Origin of the sequence: Kitasatospora sp. NPDC048715 (genome assembly GCF_043198905.1) — a bacterium.
In the GTDB taxonomy this organism is placed as follows: domain Bacteria; phylum Actinomycetota; class Actinomycetes; order Streptomycetales; family Streptomycetaceae; genus Kitasatospora; species Kitasatospora lactacystinica.
Window position 1 is genome coordinate 292881 of the sequence record NZ_JBICVH010000007.1, and the last position, 16298, is coordinate 309178.

Consider the following 16298-nt stretch of genomic DNA (forward strand, 5'->3'; position numbering starts at 1 on the left):
GCGGGTCGATACCGGCACCGGCACCGGCACCGGCACCGGCACGCCTCAGCGCCAGTACGAGGTGCAGCGGTCGCGGTGGGCGCGGAAGGCCTTGACCGGATTGCCCGACAGGTAGTGCCAGGGCGATTCGGTCACGAAGCCGTCCAGCGCCTCGAACAGCAGGCGCGCGGTCTTCGGCTGGTCGGCGAGGGAGAAGGCCATCGCGAAGGTGTTGAAGGCGCCCTGCCAGCCGCGCGCCGGCACGAAGGCCGGGTGCAGGACGGACCGGAAGGCCGCCTCCTGCAGCCCCGCCACCACTGCCGGACTGGTCAGGTAGGCGCGGTCCTCGCCGTCCGGGAGGGCCAGCCAGTGCTCCAGGTGCGCGACCGCGACCAGCTCACCGAGGCGGCTGCCCTCCGGGGCCGCGAGCATCACGGAGCGGGCGAACTCGTGCATCTCCTCGTGCGAACCGCCCCACTTGGCGCTCAGCTGCTGCAGCCTGACCCAGTGCGAGGCGGAGTTCCCGGGCGCGCGGCGCACCGCGGCCTCGAAGCGGCTGGTGGCGACCTCCGGGCCGAGCGAGGCCCCGAGGGCGCTGGTCTGCAGGAACCGCCAGGGGGCGTGCCAGGACGGCTCGCGCTCGGCGACCTCCAGCAGTTGCTCCTCGGCGACCTCCAGCCGCTCGTGGAACACCTTCCACCGCTCCTCGGTGACGTCCTTGGCCCGGGCGCCCGTCCGGGCCTCCCAGCCCCAGTCGATGTGCCGGGCACCGGACAGCAACAGCAGCAGCGTGTCGTCCGGGGTGTCGGCCAGCGCGCGGGACGTCCACTGCTCGACCCGGGGCACGTCGGCTATCGCCCCGACCAGGAAGGTCAGGTCCTCGCCCTCGGCGGCGGCCAGCGCGGGGCGCAGCGCGGCCCAGTCCCCGTCGGCGGCCTGGCGGAGCGCCAGACGCACCGACTCGTCCCCGTACGCCGGGTCGAGCCGCGGCTCGGCAGCACCGGCCGGCGCGGCCGATCCGGCTCCCCGCCGGCCGAAGCCGAACCCGAGCCCGCGCCGCTCGGCCCGGTCCTCCGCGCCCTCCCCGCCGGAGCGGCGTCGGAACAGCGGCATGTCTGGCCCCCTCGAACGTCATCGGTATCTTTCGCATGGCCGCACAGTGGCCACGAGATAGGTACATATCACGGTCGACTGACATCCGTTTCCCCAGCCCAGCGCCCCGCCCGTGCGGAGAGGGGCCCCTCAGCCCACGCCCGGCCCGGCGTCCGGCGCCTTCCCGGCCTGGGCCTGCTCGATCCGCTTGACCAGCATCACCGCGAACTTCCGCGTCGCGGCCACGTCCACCGGACCGCCCTCGCTGGTCACGCTCGCCACCACGGTGCCCGAGCGCACCACGATGCCGACGCCCTCGCCCTCGGCCAGCGGCCCCTGGAACGCCTGGCTCTCGCTGCCCAGCACCGGGGTGTCGACCTTCTTGAACGGCCCGGCGGCGTACGAGGCGTAGCTCTCCTTCAGCCGCTGCGCCGCCGCGTCCCGGCTGGGCAGGGTGTCCACCAGGAAGCGGACGACCACGTCCCCCGAGGAGAACCGGACCGACCCGCTGAGCGGCTTTCCGGCGCAGGAGGCGGCGGCACCAGTGCAGGTGACCTTGTGGTCGGCCGTGTCGACCTTCCGCTTCTCCTCCTCCCAGCCGGCCATCGCCTTGGCGTCCGGCAGCACCTGCCCGACCACCTTGTCGTCCAGCAGCGCCACCTCCAGGTCCCCGCGCGGCACCTCCACCGCGGCCGGGGCCGGTGCGGAGGCGGGCGCCGAACCCGCCCCGGGCACCCCGGCGTCCGACCCGCTCGGCGCGGGCGCGGGCGCAGCCGCGGACCCGGACGCGGACGCCCCGGCCGTACCCGTCGACGCCGCCGCCGGACCGGACGCGGACGAACCCGCGGCCTCCGCCCCGCCGACCCCCTTCGACCCCCCGGAGGAGCACCCGGCCAACACGCCCGTCAGCACCCCCGCCGCCGCCACCGCGGCAAGCACCCGCCGACCACCCATCCCCGTCGCCCTCCCTAGACCTGTCAGTGATCCCTCAAGATAGCGACCGCCCCGCCCGCGAACGCCGACGGGGCGGCGACCTGTCGGTCACCGCCCCGTCGTACTGCTCGTCGTACTGCCCCGTCGTCCTGCCCTACCGGTGGATCAGACCGCCGGAACCGGGAAGGTCGGGAACTCGACGCCCGAGATGTACTGGACGACCCGGATCACCTGGCACGAGTAGCCGAACTCGTTGTCGTACCACAGGTAGAGGATCGCGTTGTCGCCCTCGACCTTGGTCGCGCCGGCGTCCACGATCGAGGCGTGGCGCGAGCCGATGAAGTCGCTGGAGACGGCGTCGGGCGAGTCGGTGAAGTCGATCTGGCGCTTCAGCGGCGAGGTCAGCGAGACGTTCCGCAGGTACTCCAGGACGTCCTCGCGGTTGGTCTCCCGCTTGAGCTGGAGGTTGAGGATCGCGATGGAGACGTCCGGCACCGGGACGCGGATCGAGCTGCCGGTGATCTTCGCCTGGAGGTCCGGCAGGGCCTTGGCGACGGCCGAGGCGGCACCGGTCTCGGTGATCACCATGTTCAGCGGCGCCGAGCGGCCGCGGCGGTCGGCCTTGTGGTAGTTGTCCAGCAGGTTCTGGTCGTTGGTGAACGAGTGGACGGTCTCCACGTGGCCGCGGAGCACGCCGTACTCGTCCTCCATCGCCTTCAGCGGCGGGACGATGGCGTTGGTGGTGCAGGAGGCGCAGGACAGGATCTGCTCGTCCGGCTTGATCGTGTCGTGGTTCACGCCGTGCACGATGTTCGGGACGTCGCCCTTGCCCGGCGCGGTCAGCACGACCTTGGCGATACCGGGGCGCAGGTGCTTCGACAGGCCCTCGCGGTCGCGCCAGCGGCCGGTGTTGTCGATCAGGATCGCGTCCTTGATCCCGTACTCCGTGTAGTCGACCTTGGTCGGGTCGTCGGAGTAGATCACCGTGATCTCGTTGCCGTTGGCGATGATCTTGTTGTTCGCCTCGTCGACGGTGATCGTGCCCTGGAACTGGCCGTGGATGGAGTCACGGCGCAGCAGCGAGGCGCGCTTGACCAGGTCGTCGCCGCCGCTGTTGCGCACGACGATGGCCTTCAGCCGCAGGCCGTTGCCCGAGGCCTTCTCGACCAGCAGGCGGGCGACCAGCCGGCCGATGCGGCCGAACCCGTAAAGCACGACGTCCTGCCCGGACCGGCGCTCCAGCTTGTTCTCGCCGGTGGCACCGACGACGGCCTGGGCGGTGAACTCCGCCACCGACAGGCTGCGGTCGTCCGCCTTGTACGTCGCGGCGAGCATGCCGAGGTCGATCTGCGAGGGGCCGAGGTCCAGGGCGGTCAGTGCCTCCAGGAACGGCATCGTCTCGGTGACCGAGAGCTCCTCGCCGGCTATCTGCCGGGCGAAGCGATGCGTCTTGAGGATGCTGACCACCGACTTGTTCACCAGGGAACGGCTGTGGAGCAGAACGGTGACGTCCCTCTCCCGGTGCAGCCGCCCGATGATCGGGATCATCGACTCCGCGATCTCCTCGCGGTTCTTCCAGTCCGTGAACACGTCGTCGTTGACAGTCACAAGTCCATCTTTCGAGCTGAGGGTGTTGCCCACATGGTAGCTTCGCCCGCCCGCGCCCCGACCGCCGGTCCCTCCCCGGCCCCTCCCGCCCGAGCCCCCGACCTGCGCGTTCACCCCCGCCCCGCCCCCGAAGGTGATCACCGCCACCCTCCCCCGGCCCGCCGCCGGGCGGCCCGCCGCGAGTGATCACCGGGGCCAGTACAGTGAGGCGCACTGCCCGGCCGCGCGGACGGGCCGGGGCGCGCGAGGGGGCCGGGGTGGCGACGCTGGGTATGCACCGGGACTTTCTGCTGGAGTTCGCGGCACTGGAGAAATCCGTGCAGCGCAGGGTCTTCGACGTGTTCGAGAAGTTCACCGGAGCGACGCACACCGGCGCGCATCTGGAGAAGCTCACCCACCAGCGGGACCCGCGGATCCGGACCATACGGATCACCGACTTCTGGCGCGGGGTGGTCCTCAAGGCCGACCGGGGCGACGGGTACATGCTGCTGAAGGTGCTCCCCCACGACAAGGCGAACGACTGGGCGTACAAGCACCGGGCCTCGGTGAACGCCGCCACCCAGGGCGTCGAGATCCGCAACGACGTCGCCCTGGAACGCGCCACCGAGTCGCTGCGGGCCCTGGCCCCCGACGAACCCCGGAGGCTCTTCGCCGACCGCTCCGACAAGGTCCTGCGCAGCCTGGGCATCGAGGAGGAGATCCTGCCGATCATCCGGCTGCTTCCGGACGAGGCCCATCTGGAGGCGCTCCACCGGGTCCTGCCGGAGCAGCAGTTCGACGTTCTGATCGGCCTCGCGAGCGGGATGGAACCGGCCGACATCGACCGTGAGATCGTCCAGGCGTACGCGCGGGCGGCGGCTCCGGTGAACGCCGCGCAGCCCGAGGACGGGCTGGTCTCGGCGATGGCCCACGCGCGCGGCCGGGTCGCCCTGGTGTCCGGCCCCGAGGAACTGCGGGAGATCCTGGAGCGCCCGTTCGACGTGTGGCGGATCTTCCTGCACCCGGCCCAGTACCGGATCGCCTACCGGGAGTCGTACAACGGGCCCGCCCGGGTGACCGGCGGCCCCGGGACCGGGAAGACGGTGGTGGCCCTGCACCGGGCCTATCACCTGGCGCGCCGGCTGCCGCCGGACGCACCTGACGGATCGATTCTGCTGACCACCTTCACCAAGGACCTCGCCGGCGAGCTCGAACGCTGCCTCACGCTGCTCATCACGGACGAGCGGATCAGGGCGAAGGTCCGGGTGGTCACCGTCGACGCGCTGGCGAACGAGGTGCTCCGCCGCTCGCGGGGCGGCTCCCCACTGAAGATCGTCTTCAACCAGCGCGCGGTCCTCGCCCGCTGGGGCCGGATCGTCCGCCGGCTCGGGATCGACCTCACCGACGTCTTCCTGGACCAGGAGTGGCGGCAGGTCGTCCTGGCCCAGGCGATCGAGAGCCCGGAGCAGTACCTGAAGGCACCCCGGTCCGGCCGCGGTACGGCCCTCGGTCCGCTGCAGAAGGCCCAAGTGTGGCGTGCGGTGGCCGCGTTCGAGGACGAGCTGCGACAGGCCGGGGAGTTGACGTTCCTGCAGGTCTGCGCGCAGGCCGCGCGGGCGCTCGACGAACAGGACGACCGCCCGTTCCGGCACGTGGTGATCGACGAGGCGCAGGACCTGCACCCCGCGCAGTGGAGGTTCCTCCGCGCGATCGTCGCGTCCGGACCGGACGACCTGTTCCTCGCCGGCGACCCGCACCAGCGGATCTACGGGAACAAGGTCTCGCTGCGCTCACTCGGAATCCAGGTCGTCGGACGGTCCTCCCGACTGCGGGTCAACTACCGGACCACGCACGAGATCATCAGCTGGTCCGCGTCCCTGCTCACCGGCGAGCGGCCCGACGACATGGACGGCGGCGAGGACTCCCTCGTCGGCTACCACTCGACCCTGCACGGCGCGCACCCCGAGGTGCACGGCCACGTCGACAAGGCCGACGAGATCCAGGACCTCGTCGCCCGGATCGCGGCGTGGACCGCGTCCGGCGTCGCCCCGGAGGACATCGGCGTCGCCGCCCGGACCGCCCAGCTCGGCCGCGAGATCGCCCAGGCCCTGGAGCAGGCCGGGACGCCCGCCTACGTGCTCGGCAACGCACCGTCCCCGGGCGTGCGGGTCGGGACCATGCACCGGATGAAGGGCCTGGAGTTCCGCTGCGTCGCCGTGGTGGGCGTGAGCGACGGCCTGGTGCCCATGCGCAGCGCGATCACCCCGGTGGACACCGACCCGCTGCAGCACCAGGAGGACCTCAGCGGCGAGTTGAGCCTGCTCTTCGTGGCGTGCACGCGCGCACGCGAGGCCCTCAGCGTGTCCTGGCACGGCACACCGAGCGTCTTCCTCGAACCGGTCGTCCCGGCGCAGTTGCTCGCACGGTGACCCGCGGCGCCCCGGGCGACGCCTCCTCGACGAATCGCTCCGGGTGGTCGATCGGCCCGGAAGTTGCCCGGGGCCCGGAGGGGTGGGGTAATGGGAGGCGGCCGGTGTTCGAGCGTGTGACGAGCAGCCCCGGGAGCATGGGATGAGCGGTGGGCCGGAACCGATCAGTGCCGAGGGCCTGCGTGCGGTGCAGGAGGACCTCGCGCAGTTGCGGGAGGAGCGGGGGAAGGTGGCCGCGACGCTGCGCGGGCTGGAACCGGTGGGGGACCGGGCGGATGCGGCGGACGAGTTGCAGCGGGCGTCGGAGGTGACCCGGCTGGACCGGCGGATCGCCGAGTTGGAGGCGCGGCTGCGGGAGGCCGAGGTGGCCGGGGAGCCGTCCGCGCGGGTGGTGGGGGTGGGATCGACGGTCACCGTGCGGTTCGACGACGGCACGGAGGAGACGGTCGAGATCTCCGAGCTGGCGGAGGAGCGGGACCTCACCCTGGTGACCTTCGACAGTCCGCTCGGGAAGGCGCTGCTCGGGCGGCATGCCGGGGAGACGGTGAACTACGAGACGCCGGCCGGCGCGGCCAGCGCGGTGGTGCTGTCGGTGGGCGGCACGGAATAGCCGGCACGGAATAGCCGGCACGCGATAGCCGGGGCGGAACAGCCGGGGCGGAATAATCCGAACGGAATATTCGGAACGGAATTCCCGGTCGCGCTTTCGGGATGTCCGGAAGGTTTTCCGGACACCCGGCAAAGTGGGATATCCGTCGAATCTCCGATAGGCGCCGCCTATCGACTCACAGGATTCACTTCTTTGACGCCCCGCGGCGACGGACCGCACACTGGACTGCGGAAATCCAGGAATGGCCGGAAAGCCGGAAACGGGGCAGGACAGCGCATGGGCGGTACCGACGGAATGCCCGCGCCCCGCACCGCCCGCTGGCTCCCGGCGGCCGCCGCCGTCGCCGTCGCCGCCTGGGGCGCCAACCAGTTCACGGCGCTGGCCACCGTGTACCGGGCGCGCACCGACTGGTCGGCGCTCTCGCTGGCCGCGATGTTCTCGGTCTACCTGCTCGGCCTGCTGCCCGGTCTGCTGCTGGGCGGGCCCGCCGCGGACCGGTACGGCCGGCGGCGGACGGTGCGCGGCGCGCTGGGCCTGTCCGCCGCCGCCAGCGTGGTGCTGGCGCTGCCGGACGAGCCCTCGGTGTACGCCGCCCGGCTGGCCACCGGCTTCGCGGCCGGGCTGGTCTTCCTGGCCGGGACGGCCTGGCTGCGCGAGCTCTCCGGGCCCGCCGTCCCGCCCGAGCGGAGCGCCCGCCGGGCGATGTACGCCACCGGTGCGGGCTTCGCGGCGGGCGCGCTGGCCTCCGGGGTGATCGCCGAGTGGCTGCCCGGCCCGACGGTGCTGCCCGCCCTCGCCCATGCGCTGGGCTGCCTGCTGGTGCTGCGGGCCACCCGCGGACTCCCGGAGACCGCCCGGAGCCACGGCAACGGCAGCAACGGCAGCGGTAACAGCAGCGGCAGCGGCAACGGCGGGAGCAACAACGGCAGCGGACCGGCGGCCGTCCACCACCCCCGGTTCCGCGCCGTCCGCCACCCCCGGTTCCGCTACGTGGTCCTGCCCGCCAGCCCGGCCGTGCTCGGCGCCGCCACGGTGGCGTACGTGGTGCTGCCGCCGCTGGTCGCCGACCGGGTGCCCGGCTACGCGCCGCTGTTCAGCGGCCTGGTCGCGGCGCTGACCCTGGCCACGGGCGTGGTCGCCCAGCCCTTCGCCGCCCGGCTGGACGACGCGGACAGCGCCCGGGCCACCCTCACCGCGATGGCCACGGTGATCGCCGGGCTGCTGCTCGGCGCCCTCGCCGCCGACCTCGACTCGGTGGGCCTGGTGGTGGCCGCCGCCCTCGTCCTCGGCACCGGGTACGGGCTGACGCTCGGCGCGGGGCTGCACGAGGTGGAGCGGCTGACCCCGCGCGCCTCCGGGCCGACCTCCGCCTCCCTCTACCAGAGCATCACCTCCAGCGGCTTCCTCACCCCGCTGCTGCTCGCCGGCACCGCCGGCCACGCCTCCTACCCGGCGCTGCTGGCGGGCATGGCGGCCGTCGGCCTGCTCTGCCTGGCGGTCACCGCCGCGCACAGCCGCCGCCACCTGCCCGACCCGCCGGACCCGTACGCCGCCGCCAGGAGGGAGGATTCATCCGTACAGACCTGACGGAGACCTTCGAGGAGCCGACGACCATGGGCCGAGTGACCGTCCCCCGCAGAGTGCTGCGCCTGCGCCAGGGCGCACCCTCGTACCGTCCCGACACCCTGGCCGCCGAGGAGCCGATGGAGATCCGGGTCGGCGGGCGCGCGCTGACGGTGACCATGCGCACCCCGGGCAGTGACTTCGACCTGGCGGCCGGGTTCCTGGTCAGCGAGGGCGTGGTGCACGCCGCCGAGCAGGTGGCGGGCATCCGCTACTGCGCCGGTGCCACCGCCGACGGGGGCAACACCTACAACGTGGTGGACGTCCTGCTCGCCCCCGGTGTGCCGGCGCCCGACGCCTCGCTGGAGCGCAACTTCTACACCACCTCCTCCTGCGGCCTGTGCGGCAAGGCCAGCCTGGACGCGGTGCGCACCACCGCGCCGTGGAGCGTCGCCGAGGACGGGCTGCGCGTGACCCCCGCGCTGCTCTCCGCGCTGCCCGACCGGCTGCGCGCCGCCCAGAAGGTCTTCGACAGCACCGGCGGCCTGCACGCGGCCGGACTGTTCGACGCCGACGGGCGGCTGCTCTGCCTGCGCGAGGACGTGGGCCGGCACAACGCGGTGGACAAGGTGGTCGGCCACGCGCTGCGCGAGGGCCTGCTGCCGGCCCGCGGCACGGTGCTGATGGTCAGCGGGCGGGCCTCCTTCGAGCTGGTGCAGAAAGCGGTGATGGCGGGCATCCCGGTGCTCGCGGCGGTCTCCGCGCCGTCCTCGCTGGCCGTGGACCTCGCGGAGGAGAGCGGGCTGACCCTGGTCGGCTTCCTGCGCGGCGACTCGATGAACGTCTACACCCGCACCGACCGCGTCGACACCTCCACGCCGGCCACCACCACCGGCGCCACGGCCGCCAGCACCGCCCCCGCCCCCGCCACCGCCACCGCCACCGGAGTCGAGTAGGCGATGCTGTTCCGCCAGCTCGAGTACCTCGTCGCGCTCGCCCGGGAGCGCCACTTCGCCCGCGCCGCCCAGGCCTGCCACGTCTCCCAGCCCGCCCTCTCCGAGGCGCTGCGCAAGCTGGAGGACGAGCTGAAGGTGCTGCTGGTGCGGCGCGGCCGCGCCTACGAGGGCCTGACTCCCGAGGGCGAGCGGATCGTGCTGTGGGCGCAGCGCATCCTGGCCGACCGGGACGCCCTCCGGGACGAGGTGGACGCGCTGCGCACCGGCCTGAGCGGACGGCTGCGGATCGGCTCGGTGCCGACCGCCTCGGGCGCCGTGTCGCTGCTCACCGGGCCGTTCTGCACCGCCCACCCGCTGGCCGCAGTGGAGCTGTCCACCGACCTTCGATCCGATGAACTCCTGCGCCAGGTACGGAACTTCGAGATCGACGCGGGCGTCACCTACCTGCCCGGACCGGGCGAGGACGACCTGCGGGCACTCCCGCTGTACGAGGAGCGGTACGTCCTGCTGACCGGTCTGGCCGACGAGCCGGCCCAGCAGCCGCGGGCGACCTGGGAACAGGCCTCCCGGCTGCCGCTGTGCCTGCTGCACCCGGGCATGCAGGGCCGCCGGGTGCTGGACGAGGTGTTCGCGGGGCTCGGGCTGGCACCGACGCCCCGGGTCGAGACCGACTCGGTGGCCTCGCTCTTCGCCCACGTCCGCACCGGGCACTGGGCGAGCGTCGTGCCGTACGCGTGGCTGCACGTGTTCGGCGTGCCGCGCGGGATGCGGGCGGTCCCGCTGACGGAGCCGGCGCACAGCGCGCCGATCGGGCTGGTGATCGCCGCCCGGGAGCCCGGCTCGGTGATGGCCCGCGCCCTGCTGGAGGTCGCCCGGCGCACCGAGGTGGCCACCGTGCTCGGCAGCCTGCCGGCGGCGTGATCGCCCGGACCGGGGCCCGGGGACCGGGGCCCGAGACCGGGGACCGGGGACCGGGGCCCGAGACCGGGGACCGGGGACCGGGGCCTGACCGCTCGACGCGCGAGGACCGTCCGGGCCACGACCGCTCGACGCGCGAGGACCGGCCTCCGGACGTAGCGTCGACTGCAACGCCGGGTGTCCGACCCCCGTGCGACGGAAGGCGAGGCCCGTGACCACCTCCGACGACGCCGTCACCACTCCCCCGCAGGAGCCCCCGGGGCACGAGGAGGTCGGCCCCTCCCCCGCCGGCCCGCCCCACGCCCAGCCGTACCACCACCCGGCCGCCGGCTGGGGCGCCGCCAAGAGCGTCACCCGCTTCCTGGTGCGCGAGGGCGCGTACCTGGACGGGCCGCGGGCGGTGATGCGGATGAACCACGAGAACAGCGGCTTCGACTGCCCCGGCTGCGCCTGGCCCGACGACACCAAGGGCCTGCACCTGGACATCTGCGAGAACGGCATCAAGCACGTCACCTGGGAGATGACCCGCAAGCGGGTCGGCCGGGAGTTCTTCGCCGCCCACACGGTGACCGAGCTGTCCGGGTGGAGCGATTTCGCACTGGAGGACCAGGGCCGGCTCACCGAGCCGATGGTCTACGACCCGGACACCGACCGCTATGTCCCGATCGGCTGGAAGGACGCGTTCGCCCTGGTCGGCCGCACCCTGCGCGGGCTGGACGACCCCAACCGGGCCGCCTTCTACACCTCCGGCCGGCTCGGCAACGAGGCGACCTTCCTCTACCAGCTGATGGCCCGCGAGCTGGGCACCAACAACCTGCCCGACTGCTCCAACATGTGCCACGAGGCCAGCGGCCGGGCCCTGCAGGCCTCGCTCGGCACCGGGAAGGGGACGGTCGACCTCAAGGACTGGGAGGTCACCGACGCCCTGTTCATCCTGGGCGTCAACGCGGCCTCCAACGCGCCCCGGATGCTCACCTCGCTGGCCGAGGCGTACAAGCGGGGCGCGCAGATCGTGCACGTCAATCCGCTGGTCGAGGCGGCGGCGACCCGGACGATCATCCCGCACGACTTCACCGACATGGCGCTGAACCGGGCCACCCGCACCAGCACCCTGAACCTCCAGCCGCGGATCGGCGGCGACATGGCGCTGCTGCGCGGCATGGCGAAGGCGATCCTGGAACAGTCCGCGGCCGACGACCGGGCGCTGGACCGGCTGTTCATCGACCGCCACACCAGCGGGTTCGAGGCGTACCGCGACGTCTGCCTGGCCACGCCCTGGGACGAGATCGAGCGGCAGAGCGGGCTGGACCGGGCCGAGATCCTCAAGGCGGCGCGGGTCTACCGGGAGGCCGACCGCTCGATCTTCAGCTGGTGCCTGGGCGTCACCCAGCACGAGCACGGGGTGGACACCGTCCGGGAGATCGTCAACCTCCTGCTGCTGCGCGGCAATCTGGGCCGGGAGGGGGCCGGCCCCTCCCCGGTGCGCGGGCACAGCAACGTCCAGGGCAACCGCACCTGCGGCATCGACCACCGGCCCGCCGGCGCGTTCCTGGACCGGCTCGCCGAGGTGTGCGGGATCGAGCCGCCGCGCGAGCACGGGCTGGACACCGTCGGCACGATCGAGGCGATGCGGCGCGGCGACATCACGGTGTTCGTCGGCATGGGCGGCAACTTCGCGCTCGCCGCCCCGGACACCCCGTACACCTACCAGGCCCTGGAGTCCTGCGAGTTGACCGTCCAGGTGAGCACCAAGCTGAACCGCAGCCACCTGGTGCACGGGCGGGCCGCGCTGATCCTGCCGTGCCTGGGCCGGACCGAGAAGGACCACCAGCGGGCCGGGGTGCAGTCCACCTCGGTCGAGGACTCGATGAGCATGGTGCACCTGTCGGTCGGCATGAAGCGCCCGGCCTCGCCGCACCTGCTCTCCGAGCCCGCGATCGTCGCCGGGATGGCCCGCGCGGCGCTGCCGGACAGTTCCACCCCCTGGGAGTGGTACATCGAGGACTACGACCGCATCCGCGACACCATGGCCCAGGTCCTCGACGGCTTCGAGGACTTCAACCGCCGGGTGCGGCTGCCGCTGGGCTTCCGGATCAAGCAGCCCGCCCGCGAGCTGGTCTTCGACACCCGCTCCGGCAAGGCGGAGTTCTCCGCCGCCCCGCTGCCCGACGTCGTCCCCGAGGTGGGCACCCTGGCGCTGGGCACGATGCGCTCGCACGACCAGTGGAACACCACCATCTACTCGGACAACGACCGCTACCGGGGCGTGCGGAACCTGCGCACGCTGGTGTTCATGAACCGGGACGACATGCGCGAGCGCGGCCTGGACGAGTTCGACCGGGTGGACGTCACCAGCACCGCCCGGGACGGGTCCACCCGCTCGGTGCACGGCTACCTGGCCGTCCCGTACGACATCCCGCGCGGCTGCGCGGCCGGGTACATGCCGGAGCTGAACGTGCTGTGCGCGATCGGCGACTACAGCACCCAGAGCGACCAGCCGATCATGAAGCACCTCAAGGTGACCGTCACCAAGTCGTCCTGACCTTCCAGGACGCCCGACCGCCCCGGCCGACCGGCCCCGGCGGTCAGGTGTCCTGGCCGGAGGGCTGGGGCGTCCAGCGGTGCAGGCCCTTGCGGTCGTAGTAGCGGGTCATCCCGAAGCCGAACAGCAGGGCCAGCGCCGCGCCGATTCCGATCATGACCCAGCCGCGGGTGAGCCCGGCGTCGGCCCTGGCGTCGAAGAAGAGGATCGCCCGGATGCCGTCGCTGAGCTGGCGCATCGGCTCGAAGAGGCTCAGGAAGCGGTAGAAGCCGGGGACCGCCTGGAGCGGGACGGTGGCGCCGGAGGAGGGCAGCGCCAGCGCGATGAAGACGAACATCGACACCAGCTGCCCGATCCCGCCGAACGCGGCGTTGATCGCCTGCACGCCGAGGCCCACGGCGAGGCTGGCGCAGTAGGCGAAGATCCACAGCTGTGCCAGGTGGGGGGCGTCCATGCCCAGGACGCCGACCGAGCAGAGCACCACGAGCGAGGTGGTGAGCAGCATGATCCCGGCCGTCATGACCATCTTGAGCAGCAGGGTCTGGGTGCGGTTGATCGGGACGGTCGGGCGGCGGGTGTGCCAGGGGCCGATCTCGCTGTCGCTGTAGCCGAGCGCGCCGTCGACGCCGTTGTGGACGATGTTGCCGCCGATGAAGCCGGTCAGCACGGCCAGCAGGGTGAAGTAGAAGGCGCTCAGGCCGAGCCCGCTGTGGCCGCCGATCGGGTGGCCGACCTGGGTGGTGACGGCGATCGGGTCGGCGAGCAGCAGCCGGGCGGTGGCTCCGGTGTCCGGGCCCGGGGCGCCGGAGGCCGGTACGGCGGCCAGCAGTTGCCCGCCGAGCGCCGACGAGGCCTGGTGGGCGGCGTTCTGGGAGATCTGCGCGGCGATCGAGGAGCCGAGGCTGCCCATGCCGGGGTTGGTCAGCACGGTGACGGTCGGCCGCTCGACGGCGCCGCCGGTGACCAGCGCGGTGACGGCGGCACTGAAGTCCTTCGGCACGACCAGCGCGCCGTAGACCTTGCCGGCGGCGAGCTGTTCGCTCAGTCCGGCCGCGTCCACCTGCCGCCACTGGACGGTGCTGTCGGGAGTGCCGGCCACCACGGCGGCGGCCAGCCGGGCGCCGAGGGGCTCCGCCTGCCCGGGCGGCGGCGGGCCCTGGTCCTCGTTCACCAGGGCGATCGGCAGCCGGTGCAGGTGCCCGCTCGGGTTGAGGATGCCCCCCATGTAGAGCAGGGAGAGGAGGACGGCCAGCAGGCAGCACAGGACGCCCGGGAAGAGCCACAGTTTCGGGTTCCGTGCGAGCGTCAGCGCCCGCGCCTGCCGGGGAGGCCCCTGGGAGTCTGCGGTCGCCATGCCACCCCTCGGGTTCGGGCACGACCTGGTGCCGGTGCCGGTACGGCGGGAAGTCGTTCCGTGGCGGCCCGGCGGCCAAACCCCCGTCACCCGGCCGGCCGCCGCCCGCCCCGGGGCGCGGACGGACAGCGGCGGGCGCGGACGGGAAGCAGCGGACAGCGGCGGGCAATGGCGGGCGCGGACGGGCGGCGGCGGCAGGCACCGGCGTACGCCGACAGAAAGGTAAAGGTTTTACCAAGTGCGCAAGTATCGCTCCCGGGCGGGACTAAGCTCTGACGAGTTGGGGTGAACCGGCGGTCGCGTCGCGCGGGCCGGTGAGCTCCTTGCCGCGTCGATGACACGCACCACGGGGTGCGCCGGCCGGGAGGAGGCGAGAGACATGGATTGCAGTAGTCCGGGCCACAGTTGCCCCTGCCCCCGCCTGCCCTCGCACACCTCCGGCATGCGGTAACACCTTTCCCCGCAGCACGTCCTGACGATCAGTCACCATTCTTCGGCAGTCATCAGCGACGACGGCACGCCATGTCCGCACGCGGCTCCGCCGTGCCCGCACGCCACCGTACGGGCCGCGCAGCCGCGCGCCGATGCGCCGTGCCCGCCCGCGGGGAGAGCCGCCGCCTGCCTCCGAACCGCCCCTCCGGGGCCCAGGGAGGAAACCCATGACCACCCACGCCACGCTCAACTCCGCTCCGCCCGAGCCGCGTTCGGCCGTCCTCGACGACGCGCACGTCGGCGACATCAAGGGCGCGCTCGGCACCATCCGGCTCGACGACACCACGCCCCGGCACGGCCTGTCGGCGAGACTGAAGACCCTGCTCGCGATCGTCGGGCCCGGCCTGATCGTGATGGTCGGCGACAACGACGCCGGCGCCTTCTCCACCTACGGCCAGGCCGGACAGAACTACGGCACCCAGTTGCTGTGGACGCTGCTGATGCTGGTCCCGGTGCTGTACGTCAACCAGGAGATGGTGCTGCGGCTGGGCGCCGTCACCGGCGTCGGCCACGCCCGGCTGATCCTGGAGCGCTTCGGGAAGTTCTGGGGCGCGTTCAGCGTGATCGACCTGTTCCTGCTGAACGCGCTGACGCTGGTCACCGAGTTCATCGGGGTCACGCTCGCGGCCGGGTACCTGGGCCTGCCGAAGGCGGCCTCGGTGGTGCTCGCCGCCGGGATCATCATCGCCTCGGCCTTCACCGGCTCGTTCCAGCGCTTCGAGCGGGTCGCCGTGACGCTGTGCCTGGGCTCGCTGCTGCTGGTGCCGATCTACTTCATGGTCCACCCGAAGACCTCGCGGATGGCGCACGACTTCGTGGTGCCCGCCATGCCCGGCGGGTCGGGCGGGCTGGCGGCCGTGATGCTGGTGATCATCTCCATCGTCGGCACCACCGTGGCGCCCTGGCAGCTGTTCTTCCAGCAGTCGTACGTCATCGACAAGCGGATCACCCCGCGCTTCATGACGTACGAGAAGGCCGACCTCTGGATCGGCATCGTGATCGTGATCGTCGGCGCCGCCGCCATGATGGGCCTCACCGCCGCCGCCTTCGCGGGCACCGACGGCTTCGGGCACTTCTCCGACGCGGCCGCCGTCGCCCGGGGCATCGAGGACAAGGCCGGGCACCTGGCCGGCGTGCTGTTCGCCATCGCCCTGCTGGACGCCTCGATCATCGGCGCCTTCGCGGTGTCCCTGTCCACCGCGTACGCGATCGGCGACGTCTTCGGCATCAAGCACTCGCTGCACCGCGGGGTGAAGGGCGCCAAGGGCTTCTACGGGATCTACGCGGGCCTGGTGGTCGCGGCGGCGGCGATCACGCTGCTCTCCACCGACTACACCCAGGGCCTGATGACCCAGTTCGTCCAGGTGCTGGCCGGGGTGCTGCTGCCCTCCGCGACCGTCTTCCTGCTGCTGCTCTGCAACGACCGCGCGGTGCTGGGCCCCTGGACGAACGGGCCGCGGACCAACGCCTTCACCTCGCTGGTGGTCGGCGTCCTGGTGATGCTCTCCCTGATCCTCACCGCCGCCGTGGTCTGGCCCGGCATCGACTCCAGGACGATCCTCCGGATCATGGCCGGCTGCGGCGTGGCGGGCGTGCTCGTCGCCGGGTACTCCTTCACCTTCGGGCGCCGCGGCACCAAGGAGGACCCCGTCGACCGCACCGGCCGGGAGAACTGGCGGATGCCGCCGCTGGAGACCCTCGACAAGCCGGTGCTGTCCACCGCCCGCAAGGTCGGCATGGGCGCGCTGCGCGCCTACCTGCTGATCGCGACGGCCATGGTCGTCGTCAAGATCGTCCAGACCGCGCTGAACCACTGAGCCGACCACGAAGGAGCCCCCGCGCC

11 protein-coding genes are annotated in these 16298 nt (G+C 72.7%); 7 read left to right on the forward strand and 4 right to left on the reverse strand.

The window, feature by feature from the left end:
- Positions 1-45 precede the first annotated feature (45 nt).
- From ACGFSC_RS16400 to ACGFSC_RS16410, 3 genes are all read right to left on the reverse strand, one after another.
- The gene (locus ACGFSC_RS16400) at positions 46-1092 is read right to left on the reverse strand and encodes a hypothetical protein (RefSeq protein ID WP_359897625.1); all 1047 of its coding nucleotides are present in this window, start codon (positions 1090-1092) and stop codon (positions 46-48) included.
- 129 nt (positions 1093-1221) lie between these two features.
- Entirely contained in the window at positions 1222-1806 is a 585-nt protein-coding gene (locus ACGFSC_RS16405) for a hypothetical protein (RefSeq protein WP_359897624.1), read from the reverse strand.
- Between the two features lie 363 nt (positions 1807-2169).
- Positions 2170-3612 carry a glyceraldehyde-3-phosphate dehydrogenase gene (locus ACGFSC_RS16410; protein ID WP_359897623.1) on the reverse strand — a complete coding sequence of 481 codons (1443 nt, stop codon included), beginning with the start codon at positions 3610-3612 and terminating at the stop codon, positions 2170-2172.
- A 257-nt stretch (positions 3613-3869) separates the two neighbouring features.
- On the opposite strand from ACGFSC_RS16410, the gene ACGFSC_RS16415 reads away from it, so the two are divergent.
- The 6 genes from ACGFSC_RS16415 to ACGFSC_RS16440 all read left to right on the forward strand — a co-directional run bounded on the left by ACGFSC_RS16415 (position 3870) and on the right by ACGFSC_RS16440 (position 12609).
- Positions 3870-6020 carry a DEAD/DEAH box helicase gene (locus ACGFSC_RS16415; protein WP_359897622.1) on the forward strand — a complete coding sequence of 717 codons (2151 nt, stop codon included), beginning with the start codon at positions 3870-3872 and terminating at the stop codon, positions 6018-6020.
- A gap of 142 nt (positions 6021-6162) precedes the next feature.
- Complete coding sequence (locus ACGFSC_RS16420) at positions 6163-6630, forward strand: GreA/GreB family elongation factor (protein ID WP_359897621.1); 468 nt, start codon at positions 6163-6165, stop codon at positions 6628-6630.
- A 276-nt stretch (positions 6631-6906) separates the two neighbouring features.
- Complete coding sequence (locus ACGFSC_RS16425; protein WP_359897620.1) at positions 6907-8217, forward strand: MFS transporter; 1311 nt, start codon at positions 6907-6909, stop codon at positions 8215-8217.
- A gap of 26 nt (positions 8218-8243) precedes the next feature.
- Positions 8244-9149 carry a formate dehydrogenase accessory sulfurtransferase FdhD gene (gene fdhD, locus ACGFSC_RS16430; protein ID WP_359897619.1) on the forward strand — a complete coding sequence of 302 codons (906 nt, stop codon included), beginning with the start codon at positions 8244-8246 and terminating at the stop codon, positions 9147-9149.
- Between the two features lie 3 nt (positions 9150-9152).
- Positions 9153-10070, forward strand: a complete 918-nt coding sequence (locus ACGFSC_RS16435) for a LysR family transcriptional regulator (RefSeq protein ID WP_359897618.1) — start codon at positions 9153-9155, stop codon at positions 10068-10070.
- Positions 10071-10278: 208 nt separating this feature from the next.
- Positions 10279-12609, forward strand: coding sequence for an FdhF/YdeP family oxidoreductase (locus ACGFSC_RS16440; protein ID WP_359897616.1), 2331 nt, complete (start codon positions 10279-10281; stop codon positions 12607-12609).
- A 43-nt stretch (positions 12610-12652) separates the two neighbouring features.
- On the opposite strand, the gene ACGFSC_RS16445 is transcribed toward ACGFSC_RS16440, so the two are convergent.
- Positions 12653-13963, reverse strand: a complete 1311-nt coding sequence (locus ACGFSC_RS16445; protein WP_359897614.1) for a DUF3533 domain-containing protein — start codon at positions 13961-13963, stop codon at positions 12653-12655.
- A gap of 659 nt (positions 13964-14622) precedes the next feature.
- Between ACGFSC_RS16445 and ACGFSC_RS16450 the strand changes: the two genes are divergently transcribed.
- Entirely contained in the window at positions 14623-16272 is a 1650-nt protein-coding gene (locus ACGFSC_RS16450; protein ID WP_359897613.1) for an NRAMP family divalent metal transporter, read from the forward strand.
- The last annotated feature ends 26 nt before the right edge of the window (positions 16273-16298 follow it).